The organism is Phytoactinopolyspora alkaliphila, from assembly GCF_010550695.1.
Classification (GTDB): Bacteria; Actinomycetota; Actinomycetes; order Jiangellales; family Jiangellaceae; genus Phytoactinopolyspora; species Phytoactinopolyspora alkaliphila.
This window is the reverse complement of sequence record NZ_JAAGOB010000008.1, coordinates 288,309-303,539: the sequence shown is the minus strand read 5'-3', so window position 1 is coordinate 303,539 and position 15,231 is coordinate 288,309. Positions and strand designations below refer to the sequence as shown.

The following is a 15,231-nucleotide window of genomic DNA, read 5'->3' as shown; positions in this document are numbered from 1 at the left end:
GCGTCATCACCCGCGTCGCCTACGGATTCAAAGACCCTCACGCCCTCATCGCCCTGGCCATGCTCTCCCTCGGCGGCTACCGCCCAGCCCTCCCGGGCCGCTAACCCACGGAAACGTCAGGAGAGCCTCATTTTGGGCGAAGTTGGGTGTGGTGGTCGAGGAAGGTGTACACGTCGGTGTCGTCGACGCCGGGAAACGTGCCGGGCGGGAGTGCCGCGAGCAGGTGTGAGTGGACCCGGGCACTCGGCCAGGCGTGCTCGGCCCAGCGCTCGGCCAGCTCGGCGGGCGGTCGCCGGCAGCAGGACGGGTCCGGGCACGACGACGTCGCCCGGTTGGTGGTCTCCCGGCCCTGGAACCACTTCACGTGGGTGAACGGCACGCCCACGTCGATGGCGAAGTCGCCCTCGGCGGTGCGCTCCACATGCGTGGTGCACCAGTAGGTGCCGCGCCCCATGTCGGTGTACTGGTAGTGCGACGCGTACCGGTCCGCGCTGGAGAACACGGCGCGCGCCGCCCAATAGCGGCACACCATCTGCCCCTCGATGGCTCCGGTCACGTCGGTGGGGAAGGTGACGTCGTCGTTCTCGTATGCCTTGTAGATGATGCCGTCCTCGCCGACTCGCATGAAGTGCACCGGGATACCCAGGTGGTGGGTGGCGAGGTTGGTGAAGCGGTGCGCGGCTGTCTCGTAGGAGACGGCGAACATGTCCCGCAGATCCTCGATGGCCAGCGCCTTGGCCGCCTTGGCGCTCTGGAGGAAATCGACGGCGGCGCTCTCCGGCATCAGCAAGGCCGCGGCGATGTAGTTCACCTCGACCCGCTGGCGCAGGAAGTCGGCATAGTCGACCGGTTCTTGATGGCCGAGGGCGAAGTGCCCGAGGGTCTGCAGCACGATGGTGCGAGGGTGGTGGCTGGAGTGGCTGGGAGCGGGGAGGAAGATGCGGCGATGCCGAAGGTCGGTGATGGACCGGGTGGCCCGGGGGAGATCCGTGGTGCGATGCAGCGTGAAGCCGAGGTGCTCGGTGAGCGCGTTGAGGTGACGCTCGGTCAGTGGGCCGCCGGTGTGTCTGATAGTTGCCGACAGCTCCGCCGCGACCTGCTCGATCTCGGTGAAGTAGTTGTCCCGGTTCCGCATGCCGCGGCGGAGTTCGGCATTGGCGCGCCGGGCCTCTTCCGGAGTGGCGGCCTGCTCGGTGGCGCGTCGTTCCAGTTCGGCGTGCAACCCCACGAGCGCTTCGAGCGCTTCGGTGGGGAGCTTGCTGGTGAGGCCCACCCTCGGCAGACCGAGTGACGCGTACAGCGGGCTGTCCTGAGCCCTGCTCAGTGCGATCTCCAACGCGGCCCGCGGTGACGGCGGCTCCGGCTTGATCAGGTAGCCCACGTCCACACCCAGCACCGTGGCCAATGCCTGGATGAGGGTGAGCCTCGGTTCCCGCTTGCCGTTCTCGATCTGGGAGAGCAGCGACGGCGCGCGCTCCACGGCCGTGGCCAGCTCACCCAGGGTCAGGCCGCAGGCCTTTCGCGCGTGCCGGATCCGCTGGCCCAGCGTGACGAGGTCGAGATCGTCGTCGGGAAAGCCCATTCTTTCGCTCCTGTGAAAAATCAAGGTAGTTCACCGCAGATACCGCTGGAACCCGAGACGTAGATGCCAGCAGAGTGTCTTTAGAGCCAAAGTTCACCCATCGCCGTTGCCCGACTGTACCGGAACGGCAGCCAGGAGCAAGGAGTGAGACATGACGGTGGCACTCGAAGGAGATCGGCGCGAGACGGCACGTGACGACCGGACCCCGGCGCCCCCCGGCGCGACGTCGCCGGCGGACCCGGCCGGGCGCATCGCCGCCGAGGCGGCGGCGCTGCAGCGCGAGTGGGACACCGATCCCCGGTGGGAAGGCGTCGAGCGCAGTTATACGGCCGAGGACGTGGTCCGGCTGCGAGGCAGCGTGCGAGAGGAGCACACGCTCGCCCGGCGGGGGGCGGAACGTCTGTGGGACCTGCTGAACTCCCGCGACTATGTGCATGCGCTCGGCGCGATCACGGGTAACCAGGCGGTCCAGATGGTGCGCGCGGGATTGGAAGCCATCTACCTTTCCGGCTGGCAGGTGGCCGCCGACGGCAACACCTCCGGGCAGACATACCCCGACCAGAGCCTCTACCCGGTCAACTCGGTGCCCACCGTGGTCCGCCGGATCAACAACGCGCTGCTGCGCGCCGACGAGATCACCTTCTCCGAGTGCACGGAGACCGGCTTCGACTGGCTGGCGCCGATAGTGGCCGACGCGGAGGCCGGATTCGGTGGGCCGCTGAACGCCTTCGAGCTGGCCAAGGCGCTGATCGCGGCCGGAGCGGCCGGTGTGCACTACGAGGATCAGCTGGCCTCGGAGAAGAAGTGCGGGCACCTGGGCGGCAAGGCTGGTTCCCACGGGCCAGCACGTGCGCACGCTCAACGCCGCCCGGCTGGCCGCCGACGTCGCCGGAGTGCCTACCGTGATCGTCGCTCGTACCGATGCCCTGGCCGCGAAGCTGATCACCAGCGACGTCGACCCTGCCGACCGGGCGTTCACCACGGGGGAGCGGACGCCGGAGGGTTTCTACCGCACGACGGCCGGCGTCGGCCCTGTGATCGCCCGCGCTCTGGCGTACGCGCCGTACGCGGACCTGGTGTGGGTGGAAACCGGGACGCCCGACCTGGAGCTGGCGCGCCAGGTGGCGGAGGCCGTCCACGATCGTCACCCCGGGAAGATGCTCGCGTACAACTGCTCGCCGTCGTTCAACTGGAAGGCGCACCTGGACGACGACGCCATCGCCGCCTTCCAGCGGGAGCTCGCGGCCCTGGGTTACCGGTTCCAGTTCATCACCCTCGCCGGGTTCCACCAGCTCAACTACGGGATGTTCGATCTCGCCCAGCGCTACGCCAAGGACGGCATGCCCGCCTACGTCGAGCTTCAGCAGCAGGAGTTCGAGGCCGAGTCTCGCGGCTACACCGGCGTCCGCCACCAGCGTGAAGTGGGTACGGGGTACTTCGACCTCGTGGCCACCGCCCTGAACCCCGGCGGCGAGACCGTGGCGCTGCGCGGCTCCACCGAGCAGGAGCAGTTCCGCTGAGCTTCCGAGTGCCGTCCGGATCACCGACGGCTCGCATGCTACGTGCTCAACCGGCCACCCGAAGGAGACGAACGAGTTGACGACCGACATGATGAACGAGATGACCAACGACGAGATCACCACGCGCACAGGGAACGCTTCCGGGCCGCGGCAGCGCACCGGGACCGGACCCGTGCCGCCGTCCGGCCCGGTCGACCTGGCCGGGCCGCCGGTGCCGCGCCAGGAGGAGATCCTCACCCCGGAGGCGCTGCGGTTCCTGGCCGACCTGCATGTGCGCTTCGCGGGCCGCCGCGCCGACCTGCTCGCGGAACGGCAGCTGCGCCGCGACCGCATCGCCGGGGGACAGGACCTGGACTTCCTGCCTGAGACCCGTGCCATCCGGGAGGATCCCGCCTGGAGGGTGGCGCTGCCCGCGCCCGGCCTGGAGGACCGGCGGGTCGAGATCACCGGGCCCACCGAGCGCAAGATGACCATCAATGCGCTCAACTCTGGCGCCAAGGTGTGGCTTGCCGACCTCGAGGACGCCAACACGCCGCACTGGGCAAACGTGATCGGCGGCCAGATCAACCTGCACGACGCCGTGCGCCGCACCATCGACTACACCAGCCCGGAGGGCAAGCGCTACGAGCTGGGCGACACCACACCCACCATCGTGGTCCGTCCGCGCGGGTGGCACCTGACCGAGAAGCACCTGCGGATCGAGCGAGAGCCCATGGTGGGCGCGCTCGTGGACTTCGGGCTGTACTTCTTCCACAACGCCCACGAGCTTCTCGCCCGTGGCACGGGACCGTACTTCTACCTGCCGAAGCTGGAGAGTCACCTGGAGGCGCGGCTGTGGAACGACGTGTTCCTCGACGCCCAGGAAGCGCTTGGCCTGCCCCGCGGCACGATCCGTGCCACGGTACTCATCGAGACGGTGACCGCAGCGTTCGAGATGGAGGAGATCCTCTTCGAGCTGCGGGAACACTCCGCCGGGCTGAACGCCGGGCGCTGGGACTACATCTTCTCGCTGATCAAGAACTTCCGGACCCGCGGCGGCCGGTTCGTCTTGCCGGACCGCTCCGCCGTCACCATGACCGTGCCGTTCATGCGTGCGTACACCGAACTGCTCGTGCGCACCTGCCACGGGCGCGGCGCCCACGCGATCGGCGGTATGTCGGCGTTCATCCCGTCGAAGGACCCGGCAGCGAATGGCGAGGTCTTCGCGAAGGTCCGCGAGGACAAGGGGCGTGAGGCCGGCGACGGGTTCGACGGCTCCTGGGTGGCGCATCCGGGCATGGTCGGGGCGGTCCGCGAGGTGTTCGACGACGTCCTCGGCGAGCGCCCGCACCAGATCGAACGGCAGCGCGAGGACGTCGTCGTCCGTGCCGCCGACCTGCTGCGGATCGAGGAGACCCCTGGCCGGATCACCCACGCCGGCCTGCGGGCCAATGTGGCCGTGGCGTTGCGGTACCTGGAGGCGTGGTTCGGCGGCCGAGGCGCAGTGGGGATCTTCGGCCTCATGGAGGACGCCGCCACCGCGGAGATCTCCCGGTCCCAGATCTGGCAGTGGATCGACGCGGAGGCCGCCGTCGAGGACGGCACCTTGATCACCCACGAGCTGGTCGCGGGGATCGTCGCCGAGGAGACCGACGCACTTCTTGCGGAGGCCGGGAACGACGACGCCCGCTCCCGGCGCATCGAGCAGGCCCGCGAACTGTTCGAGCAGGTGGCGCTGGCGCCGGACTACCCCACCTTCCTCACGGTGCCGGCGTACGCGTATTACGTGTGATCGTGGCTGCCGTAGGCTCCGGCCGCGGCTCGTCCTCAGGATGGATCAGATGACCAAGATCCACATGAGGGCGGCACTTTGCCACCTGATCGTGTCGCGTTCACCATGCGAGACGAGATCAGCTGACAATTCTCGCCGTCAGGAGCGCGGTGCGTCGTCTGATTGTCCCCACCGTGACGATCAGACGACACATCGACGATCAGGTGACGAAGTGGCGGAGTGGGGGGGTGCTGCGCGCGCTTACTCGCGGTGGAGTTCGGTGAGGATGTCGTCGGCGATGGCCAGGGCGGCGGTGGCGGCGGGTGACGGTGCATTGCGCACACACAGGATCCGCCCTCGCCGGCTCACCCGGAAGTCGTCCACGAGGGTGCCGTCGGCGTCCATGGCCTGTGCGCGCACGCCGGCCGGCGCGGGGACAACGTCGTCGAGACGCAGCTCCGGGACGTAGCGGCGCGCGGCGCTGACGAAGGCGCGGCGGCTGACCGACCCGTAGACCTCGCGCACGCCGGTGCGCCAGTTCTTCCTGGCGAACCGGCGGAACCCGGCCCAGCCCGCGAGCCGGCCGAGCTCCCGGATATCGATCTGACCTCTGCCGTATCCTTCGCGTGCCAGCGCCAGCACCGCATTGGGGCCGATGAGGACGCCGCCGTTCACCCGCTTGGTGAGGTGGACGCCGAGAAACGGGTAGCGCGGGTCGGGCACCGGGTAGACCAGCCCGTTGACCAGGTGCCGGCGATCATCGCGCAGCGCTGCGAACTCACCCCGGAACGGGACGATCCGGGGGTACTCGTCGTCGCCGGCCAGCCGCGCCAGCCGGTCCGCGTGCAGACCCGCGCAGATGACCACGTAGTCGAAGGCGCCGAGCACCTGTGCTGCCCCAGCCTGGGCGTCGCGCCCGGACACGTGCACTTCGCCGGCCACCTCCCGGAAGCCGGTGACGTCCACGCCGGTGCGCACGTCGGCACCGGCTTCCGCGGCTTCCTCCAGCATTTGCCGGGCCACAGCAGCGAAGTCGACAATTGCGGTGGTGGGGGAGTGCAGGCCGGCGATGCCGCTGACATGCGGTTCGATCTCGCGGATCTGGTCCGCATCGAGCATGCGGATCCCCGGCACACCGTTGGCCTTCGCCCGAGCCTCGATGTCGGCCAGCCGGCGGCGATCCTGGTCGGTCAGGGCGACGAGCACCTTGCCGCACTCGTCATAGGTGAGGCCGTGCTCGTCGCAGTAGGCGCGCAGCAGGCCGATGCCGCGGCGGGCGAAGCGGGCCTTGGCCGAACCAGGCGTGTAGTAGAGACCGGCGTGAACCACGCCGCTGTTCCGGCCGGTCTGGTGCAGGCCCGGAGTGGGCTCCTTCTCCAGCACGCTCACGTGCGCCGGCTGGTGGAACAGGCTGATCGCCCGTGCGACGGCGGCGCCGATGATCCCGCCTCCCACCACCGCGTATCGCCGTGCCAGGTTCACCGCACCACCCCTCCTCATCTGAATGAGCCTGATTGTCGCAGCTGTCGTGGTTCGGCGACACCGGACACAGGTGAACTGGGTAAGGTCGGCATCGATGAACGTCTATGAGGATGCAGACCGCGAACGCTGGGCACCCGAGCCCGAGAAGCGCTCGTCGCGCACCGACTTCGCCCGGGACCGGGCCCGGGTGCTGCATTCCGCCTCGCTGCGGCGGCTCGCCGCCAAGACGCAGGTCGTCTCGCCCGGCAGCGACGATTTCGTCCGCAACCGCCTGACGCACTCGCTCGAAGTGGCGCAGGTGGGCCGGGAGCTCGGGATGGCGCTCGGCTGCGACCCCGATGTCGTCGACGCCGCCTGCCTGGCGCACGACATCGGGCACCCGCCGTTCGGGCACAACGGTGAGGCTGCCCTCGACCAGGTCGCTCGCGACATCGGCGGTTTCGAGGGCAACGCGCAGACCCTGCGGTTGCTGAGCCGGCTGGAAGCCAAGGCGGCGCATCCGGACGGGCGCTCGGCGGGGCTGAACCTGACCCGGGCCAGCCTGGACGCCGCGACGAAGTATCCGTGGCCGCGCGGCGACGCGCACCCGAGGAAGTTCGGTGTGTACGAGGACGACCTCGCCGTCTTCAGCTGGTTGCGGACCGGCGCCCCGGACGAGCGGCGCTGCCTGGAGGCGCAGGTCATGGATTTCGCCGACGACGTCGCCTATTGCGTGCACGACGTCGAGGACGCGATCGTGGCGGGTTGGCTGGAGCCGTCCCGCGTCCTCGACGACGCCGGCGAACGGGAGTGGTTCGCGCTGCTGACCCAGGAGTGGTATCTGCCGGAGATCGATGTCGAGGAGATCCTGGAGACGCTGGACCGCCTTCGGGCCTGCTCGTTCTGGGTGGAGGTCTACGACGGCCGGCGTTCCGGCCTCGCCGCTCTGAAGGACATGACCAGCCAGCTCATCGGACGGTTCAGCGAGGCGGCACAGCGCGCGACGCATGAGGCGTACGGGCACGGCCGGCTGACCCGCTATGCGGCCGACCTGTGCGTGCCCCACCACACCCGGCTGGAGGTGGCCGTGCTGAAAGGGCTGGCGGCTACGTATGTGATGACCTCGCGCGACCGGGCCGAGACGTACGGAGACCAGCGCGAACTCGTGGAAGAGCTGGCCGGTCAGCTGTGGGATCGGGCGCCGGAGGCGCTGGAACCGACGTTCCGTGAGGACTGGGCCGACAGCGCCGCCGACGACGCACGCCTGCGCGTCATCGTCGACCAGGTCGCCTCGCTGACCGACGCCTCGGCGTACTTGCTGCACTCCAGGCTGAAGAGCTGACCAGGATCAGCAGCTCAGGACGGGTAGCCGTCCTTGATCTCTTCCGGCGCGTGCTGCGAATCGCCGGCCTCCGTGGTCCCGTCACCGGAACCGAGGTCGAGCCGCGTGTCGTCTTCCTGCTCGTCGCCTGCGTCGTCACTGATCGCCTCCGGGCGGTCGATATTGCCCGCGACGTGCTTGCCCTTATATTTTCCGCCCATGACCGTCCTCCTCATGCCAATGTGACGCCTTTGAACTTGCTTTGTCAAACATTTGTGTAACCGCCGTTCCATTACCCCGTCCTCCAGCGGGCACACCTGGGGCCGCGCACGGCCGCGGTGGAGCAGGACAGCTGGCAGCGGAGGCGGTCAGGACGGCTGGCAGCGTGGGCACCAGACCGTGGCGCGGCCGCCCACGCGGGTGCGCCGCACGGGGGTGCCGCACCGTGGGCAGGTGGAGCCGTCCTGGTCGCGCCTTCCGGTGAGCCACGACGACCGAGGTGGCACCCGGCCGGTGGGTATCGCCGCACGCACCGTGGAACGCATTCGGCGGTGCAGGTGCCGCCAGTCGTCGTCGGCGAGGGCACGGGTCGGTGTCGTGGGATGGAGACGTGCCCGCCAGAGGATCTCGTCGACGAGGAGGTTGCCGAGCCCGGCAACCGTGGATTGGTCCATCAGCGCGGTCTTGACCTGCCGCCTCGTGGCGCCCAGCCGTCCGCGGAAGTCCTCGAGGCCGATCGCCTCGGCGTCGGGGCCGGTGCCGGCGAGGATCTCGTCGCAAGCGGCATCCTCGTGCGCGAGCCGCAGTCCCTGTAGCTTGCGCAGGTCGCGAAAGCACAGCTCACCGGCGCCGGTGACGAAGACCACGCGGTCGTGCGGGTGCCGGGAATCCGGCTCTCCCGGGCACCAGAGGAGCTCGCCGGTCATGCCGAAATGAAAGACGACACTGGGCTCGTCGGTGCGGTGTCTCCGTCCCGGCGCATGCATCGGTGCGACGAGCCACTTGCCGAGCCTGCGGGGTGTGCCGAACGCGAGTCCTGTCAGGCTCCGCCGAAAGTCGGCGGTGCTGGCGTCACGAAGCACGCCGGCGTCACTGACGTCGACCGCCTCGACGGGGTGACCGGCGGCGCGGCGGAGGACGCGCCGGAACCCCTCGACGTCCGGAAGCTCGGGCATACCGTCGGCCATACCGCAGCAGGGATGTCACATGCTGGGCCGGCGTCAGCCGGAAAGCCGCGGAAGCTCCTGCTCGAGCTCAAGCACGGGCTCGAACAGCGCCGTCCGCTCGTCGAGCTGTTCTAGCACCTCCCAGGCCTCCAGCACCAGCGACTCCGGGCGCGTGTCGCCGTTCGCCACCGCCTCCACCTCCGGCCAGGAGAGCGGAACCGCCACGGTGGGCCGCTCGCGGGCACGCAGCGAGAACGGGGCGACAGTGGTCTTGTGCTCGGTGTTCTGGCTCCAGTCGACGAACACCTTGCCCTGCCGCCGGGCCTTGGTCATCCGGGAGACGACGTCGTCGGGGTTTTCCCGCTCGGCCAGTTGCGCCACGGCATGGGCGAACGGTTTGGTGTCGTCGTAGGTGACCGGTGTGTTGAGCGGAACGGCGACGTGCAGGCCCTTCGAGCCCGACGACTTGACCATCGCTTCCAGGTCGACGTTGCCGAGCAGGTCCCGCAGCCAGGTGGCGACCTTCGCGCACTCCACCAGGCCGACGCCGTCGCCGGGATCCAGATCGAACACGATCTGCGTGGGGCAGCCGACGTCGTCCGCGCGCGCCAGCATGGTGTGCATCTCCAGGTCGGCGAGGTTCGCTGCCCATACCAGCGTGGGCAGGTCCTGGATCAGGCAATACTCCACCTCGCGGTCGTTGCTGTCGCTCCAGATGGGCGCGATGGACACCCAGTCCGGCCGGTGCGACGGGCACTGCTTCTCGTAGAAGTGCTGGCCCTCCACGCCGTCCGGGTAGCGCTTCATGGTCAGCGGCCGGCCTCGCAGGTGGGGGAGCAGAGCCGGGGCGGCGTTCACGTAGTACTCGACCACCTCGCCCTTGGTCGTCCCAGTCTTCGGATAGAACACCTTGTCCAGGTTGGACAGTTTGAGCCGCTTGCCCTCGACGCTCACCTGTCCTTCGGGGAGCGTACCGCCGCGCGCGCGTTGCTTCGTCCGCCCGCTCGAATCCGCCGCGTCACCGTCCGCGTCGGTCCGATCCTCGCCAGCCCGGCCCTCGACGGCGGGGTCGTCTCCTGCCGCGCCCTCGCCGGCGGCCTCGTCTTCACCAGCCGGGTGCTCGGTGGTCTCGGGCGGCGGCGCCTGCTGCTCGCGTACCACCTCCTCCGGCGGCTTGTCGTCGCGCATCCCCCGGTACGCGGGTTGCCGCATGGTCCCGGAATTCGTCCACTCGGCGAACTCGACCTCGCAGACCAGCACCGGGTCGACGAACGTGGTGTCCTTGGGCTGCGGCTGGCGCCCGGTGAACGGGCTGTCGGCGCGCTTGAGCGGGTCCAGGCGCCGGCGGAGCATTTTCAGTGTCTTCGCGTCGAACCCGGTGCCGACCTTGCCCGCGTAGCGCAGCGCGGAACCGTCGTCGTCGTAGTAGCCGGCCAGCAGCGCGCCAAGCTCGTCCTTGCGCTGACCCTGGCCGGACGTCCATCCGCCGATCACCACCTCCTGACGGACGTGGTTCTTCACCTTCAGCCAGTCGCGGGTGCGCCGGCCCGGCTGGTACACGCTGTTCAGGCGCTTGGCGATGACACCTTCGATACCCTGCTCGCGCGTTGCCTCGAGCAGAGCACGGCCGTCCTCGCGGTGATACCCGGGCACCTGCCAGCTGGCACCGCCCAGGTCCAGCGCTTCAAGCTCCCGGCGACGCTCCTCGTACCCGGCCCGCAGCAGCGACCTGCCGTCCACGTACATCAGGTCGAAGATGACGTACGTGACCGGGACGTCGCGCTGGCGCTGGCGCACCTTCGCCTCGGCACCCACGTTGATCCGGGACTGCAGCTTCTCGAAACTGGGCCGGCCCTGGTCGAATGCGACGAGCTCGCCGTCGAGGATCACCCGGCGCGAGCCGAGCTGGCGAGCCAGCGGCGCGATCTCGGGGTACTGCTGGGTGACGTCCCGGCCGTTCCGGTTGACCAGCCGGACCCGGCCGCGCTCGCCGTACGCGACCGCCCGCACACCGTCCCACTTCACTTCGAAGCCCCAGCCGTCCTCGTCCGCCGGGAGCTCCGACAGCGTCGCCTTCATCGGCTCGACGGCCTCGGGCATCGCATCCTGGCCGACGTCCGGCGGATCCATCCGGTGGATCAGCCAGTTCTTCGCATCCTGCCCCTTGCCGGTCTGGAACAGGGCGAACTTGCCCGTGGCCCGTTCCCCGTGCAGGCGCATGATGACCTCGTCGTCGCGGAACTTCTCGGCCTCGTAGGTGCCCTGGTCCCAGACGGTCATCGACCCGCCGCCGTACTCGCCCGCGGGGATCTCGCCTTCGAAGGTGAGGTATTCGAGGGGATGGTCCTCGGTGTGCACGGCGAGCCGGTTGTGTCGCGGGTCGTCGGGCAGGCCGCGCGGCAGCGCCCAGGAAACCAGCACGCCGTCACGCTCCAGCCGCAGGTCCCAGTGCAACCGGCGGGCATGGTGCTCCTGGATGACGAACCGGCGGCCAGCGCTGTCGTCTCCGTCACCCTCGGCCCGGCCGCCGCGGTCGCCGCTGGGTTCGGGGGTTTGATCGAACGAGCGCTTCTGCCGGTACTCGCCGAGCTTGTCGGGCTTACCCATGGAGTCCATCTACCCGCATCGACGGCCTGATTATCAACTCCTTCGGCCGAGCCGGACCATTCCGGCCGTTCTTCGGAGGACCTTGGGTATGCCGCGTGCGAGTTGGGTACAGCAGGGGGAACAGCCGATCAGGAGGACGAATGACTTTCTCTGTGGTAGCACGTTGCGAGCGAACGGGGCAGCTGGGTGTAGGTGCGGTGACAGCCATGATGGGCGTGGGCAAGCTCGTCACGTACGCCGCTCCGAAGGTGGGGGCCATCGCTACGCAGGCCACGATCAACCCATACCTGGGCATTGACGGATTACGAATGATGGCCGAGGGCGTGGGCGCCCCGGACACGATGGAGCGCCTGATCCAGGCCGATCCCGGACGCGATACCCGGCAGGCCGGCTACCTCGACGCGCACGGGGATACGGCTGCCTGGACCGGCAAGGAGAATCCGCCCTGGTCCGGTCATATGGGTGCGGACAACGTGATGGCCCAGGGCAACCGGCTGGTAGGACCGGAGACCCTGGAGAGCACGCTCGAGGCGTTCGCCGAGCACGGCGATCTCGAACTGGCCGAACGGCTGCTGGTCGCCTTGGAAGCCGGCGAAGCCACCGGCGCGGACACCAAGGGCGCTCTCTCCGGAACCATCTATGTGGTCGACACCGAGGAATACCCCCTCTGGGACCTGAGAGTCGATCACGCCGACGACCCCGCTGCCACCCTGCGTCACCTTTTCGCAGAGTCGCGGGAGCGGCTCATACCGCAGGTCAAGGAGTTGCCCACCCGAGCGGATCCGATGGGGGACGCAGCCCGGAAGGTACTTGGCCACGGCTGATCGACGCGGGCCGTGGACGCCACCGGTGGCGTCCACGGCCCGCAGATCACGGTCAGGAGGCCTTCTTGCGGCTCTTGCCGGAGCTGCTCCTGGCCGAGCCACTCTTCGAGTTCTTGGCCGAGCTGTTCTTGCCGGAACTGCTCTTGGCGGTCCTGCCCTTCGACGAGCCACTTCCGCCGGAGCTGCTCTTTCCTGAGCTACGGGCTCCCGAGGACCGTCCGCCGCTCTTGCCGCCACTGCTGGCGCGGCCTTGTCCGTCCCGGGCCTTCTGGATGCTCTGCTCCAGCGCGGCGACCAGGTCGATGACGTCGCCTTGCGGCTCGGGCGCCTCCTCGACGTCGACCTCCTGGCCCTTGGCCTTCTGCTCGACGACTCTGAGCACCTGCTCACGGTAGGTGTCGTGGTAGCTCTCCGGCTTCCAATCCGTGCTTAGCTGCTTGATCAGCTGAACGGCGGTGTCGAACTCCTTCTTCGGCAGCTTGCGCCGGCCGGGGATGTCGTCGGCGACGTCTCGCGGCTGCCGGATCTCGTCGGCGAAGTGCATGGTGGTGAGGACGAGGACGTCGTCCTGCGCGCGAATCGCGGCGAGGTACTGCTTGTTGCGCATGACCAGTGTCGCGATACCGGCCAGGCCGGAGTCCTTCATGGCATCGCGCAGCAGTGCGTAGGCGTGCTGATGTTCCTCACCCCGGGGAGCCAGGTAGTAGCTGCGCTGGTAGTAGATGGGGTCGATGCCGGCGAGCTCCACGAAGTCGTCGATGGTGATGGCCCGGGAGGTCTCCGGCTGGACGCTCTCCAGCTCGTCCTGGGTGATGATGACGTGCTCGCCGCTCTCGGTCTCGTATCCCTTGGTGATGTCTTCGTAGGCGACCTCACGGTCGGTGCCTTCGGCCACCCGCTTGTTCCGCACCCGTTTGTCGGTGCCTTTCTCGAACTGGTGGAAGGACACGTCGCGGTTCTCGGTGGCCGAGTACAAGCCGACGCCGATGTTCACCAGGCCGAAGCTGATCGAGCCGCTCCACACCGGTCGAGCCACATCAGTCACCTCCTGAGTTCTTTCCCGCCGGTACCCGGCCTTCCTCTCTCTCATGCGCGGGGCGAAGCCGAGCATGGGCGGCGGCCCGTGGGGTAGAAGCCGGGTGACCAAGTCCGAACCTATCCGAGGAGACCGTCATGGCACAGAAGGTCAGTGAGGTGATGACCCCAGGGCCGATCACCGTGGACACCGAGGTGTCGGTGCAGCAGGTGGCGCAGACCATGCGCGATCAGGGTATCGGGGATGTCATCGTGACGGACTCGACCGGTGTCTGCGGTCTGGTGACGGACCGTGACATCGTCATCCGTGGACTTGCCGAAGGTGGCGACCCGTCGAGTATGCGTGTCGGGGAACTCTGCAGCCGCGATCTGGTGACCGTCAACGCCGACGACAACATCGACGAAGCGGTGCGGGTGATGCGGGAGCACGCGGTGCGCCGCCTGCCGGTCGTGCAAGACCGGGAACTGGTCGGGGTCGTCTCGATCGGGGATCTCGCAGTGGATCAGGATCGCCGTTCCGCGCTCGCCGACATCAGCGCGGCGCCGCCGAACGACTGAGCACGTCGGCCACGGCGACGCCGTAATTGTCGTGCCGTTCCCAGTCCGGTCAGATGCGGGCCCGGTGGCTGTCATTGCCCCCGGGCCCGGTCATCGCCGGTCAATGAGTCGCCGCCGGGCGCTGAATCGCCGGGCATTGAGCTACTCCTGATCAGGCTCGATGACGCCGCAGGCCACCCGGTCTCCCGCATCGCCCGTGTCGAGGGTGTCCTGATCGGGCTCGCCGTACCGCTCGGGGATGTTGGCCTGGTTGTCCCGGCCCTGGTGCAGGATCACAGCCGTACCCTCGTCGAGGACATCCTGCAGCTCGAACCGGTCGGTCACCACCATGGCGTGCACAGTGCCCTCCCCGGTGACGAGTAACGGCGGCAGGTCCCCGGCGTGGCCCGGGTGTTCGTCACCGGCGGGGTTGTAGTGGCCCCCGGTGCTCTGGAACGGACCATCGGCGTGCTGCGGGTCGCATACCGCGTTCTCGTGGATGTGCATTGCCATGAAGCCGGGCTCCAGGCCACTGAACTCGACGGTCACGGAGACACCCTCATCGGCCTCGTCGAAGATCACGTGGCCGATCTCCCGGCCGTCCGTGTCCATCACCGCAACGACCTCCGCGCTGCCGGTACCCGGCTGGGTTGTGGTCCCTGGAGCGGGTTCGGTGTCCTCGGTTTCCTCGTCGTTCTCGCGTCCCACCACGTCGTCCCGGCCCCCCGGGTCGTCCGCACCACCGGGACTGTCGCCGGGTGCGCCACAGGCTGTCACCACGAGAGCCGCAGCCGCAAGAGCTGGAACGATGTTGCGCACACGCATGTCCGTGTCCCCTTCCCACCACAGTCGGACCCCGTTCGTACCCGTGTAACCGGGGGAGCTAACGGGGGCCCAGGCGTGTGAAGCGGGGCGTGGCGGGTATCGGCGAGAAGTGTCGCCAAGAAAGGTGTGAGGCCATGTCCGTGCTTCGCTTCTTCACCGGCATCTCGTGGTGGGCGTGGACCACGATGCTCGGTGTCGCCATGCTGATGCTCGTCCTGGGTCTGGGCTGGTTCCCCCTGTTCGTCGTCATCGTCGGCTGGCTGCTCGTCGTTCTGCTGAGGGACGAGAACGAGGCTGCCGGCCACCAGAGACCCGGCCGTCAGGCAGAGGACGAGGCCGGCATCACGTTGCTGGCCGGAGCCCCGCCACATGTGGTGAAGCCGGCCATCGCCCGCGCGTCGAACGAGCAGCTGTGTGAGATCTGGCAACGCTCCGGAGTGGAGTTACGGCAGGCGTACCTCCCGGCGACCATCGCCGCCCATGCGGACCTGCGGCACATGGTCCTCGACGAGATGCAGCGGCGCGATCCCGAGGCGTTCGACCGGTGGCTCGCCGACCGCCCGCACCAGTGCGATCCGCGGACGTATCTCGGCAGCCTGTAGG

At 68.7% G+C, this 15,231-nt stretch carries 13 protein-coding genes and 1 pseudogene; 7 read left to right on the top strand and 7 right to left on the bottom strand.

Translation table 11 applies throughout. The annotated features are described in order from the left end of the window. Nucleotides 1-104: hypothetical protein (locus G1H11_RS27125; protein ID WP_343074871.1), on the top strand; the 104-nt coding region annotated here is incomplete at its 5' end. 23 nt (nucleotides 105-127) lie between these two features. On the opposite strand, the gene G1H11_RS16625 is transcribed toward G1H11_RS27125, so the two are convergent. Beyond that, entirely contained in the window at nucleotides 128-1,582 is a 1,455-nt protein-coding gene (locus G1H11_RS16625) for an XRE family transcriptional regulator (RefSeq protein ID WP_163819698.1), read from the bottom strand. A 151-nt stretch (nucleotides 1,583-1,733) separates the two neighbouring features. Between G1H11_RS16625 and aceA the strand changes: the two are divergent. Both aceA and aceB read left to right on the top strand, forming a co-directional pair. After that, nucleotides 1,734-3,102 (top strand): annotated as a pseudogene (gene aceA / locus G1H11_RS27120) (isocitrate lyase). A gap of 76 nt (nucleotides 3,103-3,178) precedes the next feature. Then, the gene (gene aceB, locus G1H11_RS16615; protein WP_216843831.1) at nucleotides 3,179-4,873 is read left to right on the top strand and encodes a malate synthase A; all 1,695 of its coding nucleotides are present in this window, start codon (nucleotides 3,179-3,181) and stop codon (nucleotides 4,871-4,873) included. A 240-nt stretch (nucleotides 4,874-5,113) separates the two neighbouring features. On the opposite strand, the gene lhgO is transcribed toward aceB, so the two are convergent. After that, a complete protein-coding gene (gene lhgO / locus G1H11_RS16610) occupies nucleotides 5,114-6,328 on the bottom strand; it encodes an L-2-hydroxyglutarate oxidase (protein ID WP_163819726.1) in 1,215 nt (404 codons plus the stop codon). Between the two features lie 100 nt (nucleotides 6,329-6,428). Here lhgO and G1H11_RS16605 point away from each other — a divergent pair, with 100 nt between their 5' ends. Continuing rightward, entirely contained in the window at nucleotides 6,429-7,655 is a 1,227-nt protein-coding gene (locus tag G1H11_RS16605; RefSeq protein ID WP_163819697.1) for a deoxyguanosinetriphosphate triphosphohydrolase, read from the top strand. A 14-nt stretch (nucleotides 7,656-7,669) separates the two neighbouring features. On the opposite strand, the gene G1H11_RS16600 is transcribed toward G1H11_RS16605, so the two are convergent. The 3 genes from G1H11_RS16600 to ligD all read right to left on the bottom strand — a co-directional run bounded on the left by G1H11_RS16600 (nucleotide 7,670) and on the right by ligD (nucleotide 11,407). After that, nucleotides 7,670-7,855 (bottom strand): hypothetical protein, encoded by a 186-nt coding sequence (locus G1H11_RS16600; protein WP_163819696.1) that lies wholly within the window; start codon nucleotides 7,853-7,855, stop codon nucleotides 7,670-7,672. A 147-nt stretch (nucleotides 7,856-8,002) separates the two neighbouring features. Beyond that, on the bottom strand, nucleotides 8,003-8,809 hold the full coding sequence (locus G1H11_RS16595) for an Fpg/Nei family DNA glycosylase (RefSeq protein ID WP_163819695.1): 807 nt from the start codon (nucleotides 8,807-8,809) through the stop codon (nucleotides 8,003-8,005). A 45-nt stretch (nucleotides 8,810-8,854) separates the two neighbouring features. Beyond that, nucleotides 8,855-11,407: a DNA ligase D gene (gene ligD / locus G1H11_RS16590; RefSeq protein ID WP_163819694.1), complete on the bottom strand. Its 2,553-nt coding sequence runs from the start codon at nucleotides 11,405-11,407 to the stop codon at nucleotides 8,855-8,857. Nucleotides 11,408-11,547: 140 nt separating this feature from the next. Here ligD and G1H11_RS16585 point away from each other — a divergent pair, with 140 nt between their 5' ends. Further along, nucleotides 11,548-12,231 (top strand): DUF1028 domain-containing protein, encoded by a 684-nt coding sequence (locus G1H11_RS16585; protein WP_163819693.1) that lies wholly within the window; start codon nucleotides 11,548-11,550, stop codon nucleotides 12,229-12,231. Between the two features lie 52 nt (nucleotides 12,232-12,283). On the opposite strand, the gene ku is transcribed toward G1H11_RS16585, so the two are convergent. Then, a complete protein-coding gene (gene ku, locus G1H11_RS16580) occupies nucleotides 12,284-13,267 on the bottom strand; it encodes a non-homologous end joining protein Ku (protein ID WP_163819692.1) in 984 nt (327 codons plus the stop codon). A 137-nt stretch (nucleotides 13,268-13,404) separates the two neighbouring features. On the opposite strand from ku, the gene G1H11_RS16575 reads away from it, so the two are divergent. After that, nucleotides 13,405-13,824 carry a CBS domain-containing protein gene (locus tag G1H11_RS16575; RefSeq protein WP_163819691.1) on the top strand — a complete coding sequence of 140 codons (420 nt, stop codon included), beginning with the start codon at nucleotides 13,405-13,407 and terminating at the stop codon, nucleotides 13,822-13,824. A gap of 141 nt (nucleotides 13,825-13,965) precedes the next feature. Here G1H11_RS16575 and G1H11_RS16570 read toward each other — a convergent pair whose 3' ends face one another. After that, nucleotides 13,966-14,628 carry a superoxide dismutase family protein gene (locus G1H11_RS16570; protein ID WP_163819690.1) on the bottom strand — a complete coding sequence of 221 codons (663 nt, stop codon included), beginning with the start codon at nucleotides 14,626-14,628 and terminating at the stop codon, nucleotides 13,966-13,968. 134 nt (nucleotides 14,629-14,762) lie between these two features. Between G1H11_RS16570 and G1H11_RS16565 the strand changes: the two genes are divergently transcribed. Further along, a complete protein-coding gene (locus G1H11_RS16565) occupies nucleotides 14,763-15,230 on the top strand; it encodes a hypothetical protein (protein WP_163819689.1) in 468 nt (155 codons plus the stop codon). Nucleotide 15,231 lies beyond the last annotated feature (1 nt).

What these genes read in the sequence shown, in the direction of transcription:
- ligD (WP_163819694.1), bottom strand. Translation starts at nt 11,407, where the DNA reads ATGGGTAAGCCCGACAAGCTCGGCGAGTACCGGCAGAAGCGCTCGTTC.
- G1H11_RS16575 (WP_163819691.1), top strand. Translation starts at nt 13,405, where the DNA reads ATGGCACAGAAGGTCAGTGAGGTGATGACCCCAGGGCCGATCACCGTG.
- G1H11_RS16585 (WP_163819693.1), top strand. Translation starts at nt 11,548, where the DNA reads ATGACTTTCTCTGTGGTAGCACGTTGCGAGCGAACGGGGCAGCTGGGT.
- G1H11_RS16595 (WP_163819695.1), bottom strand. Translation starts at nt 8,809, where the DNA reads ATGCCCGAGCTTCCGGACGTCGAGGGGTTCCGGCGCGTCCTCCGCCGC.
- G1H11_RS16570 (WP_163819690.1), bottom strand. Translation starts at nt 14,628, where the DNA reads ATGCGTGTGCGCAACATCGTTCCAGCTCTTGCGGCTGCGGCTCTCGTG.
- G1H11_RS16600 (WP_163819696.1), bottom strand. Translation starts at nt 7,855, where the DNA reads ATGGGCGGAAAATATAAGGGCAAGCACGTCGCGGGCAATATCGACCGC.
- G1H11_RS16605 (WP_163819697.1), top strand. Translation starts at nt 6,429, where the DNA reads ATGAACGTCTATGAGGATGCAGACCGCGAACGCTGGGCACCCGAGCCC.
- G1H11_RS16625 (WP_163819698.1), bottom strand. Translation starts at nt 1,582, where the DNA reads ATGGGCTTTCCCGACGACGATCTCGACCTCGTCACGCTGGGCCAGCGG.
- G1H11_RS16565 (WP_163819689.1), top strand. Translation starts at nt 14,763, where the DNA reads ATGTCCGTGCTTCGCTTCTTCACCGGCATCTCGTGGTGGGCGTGGACC.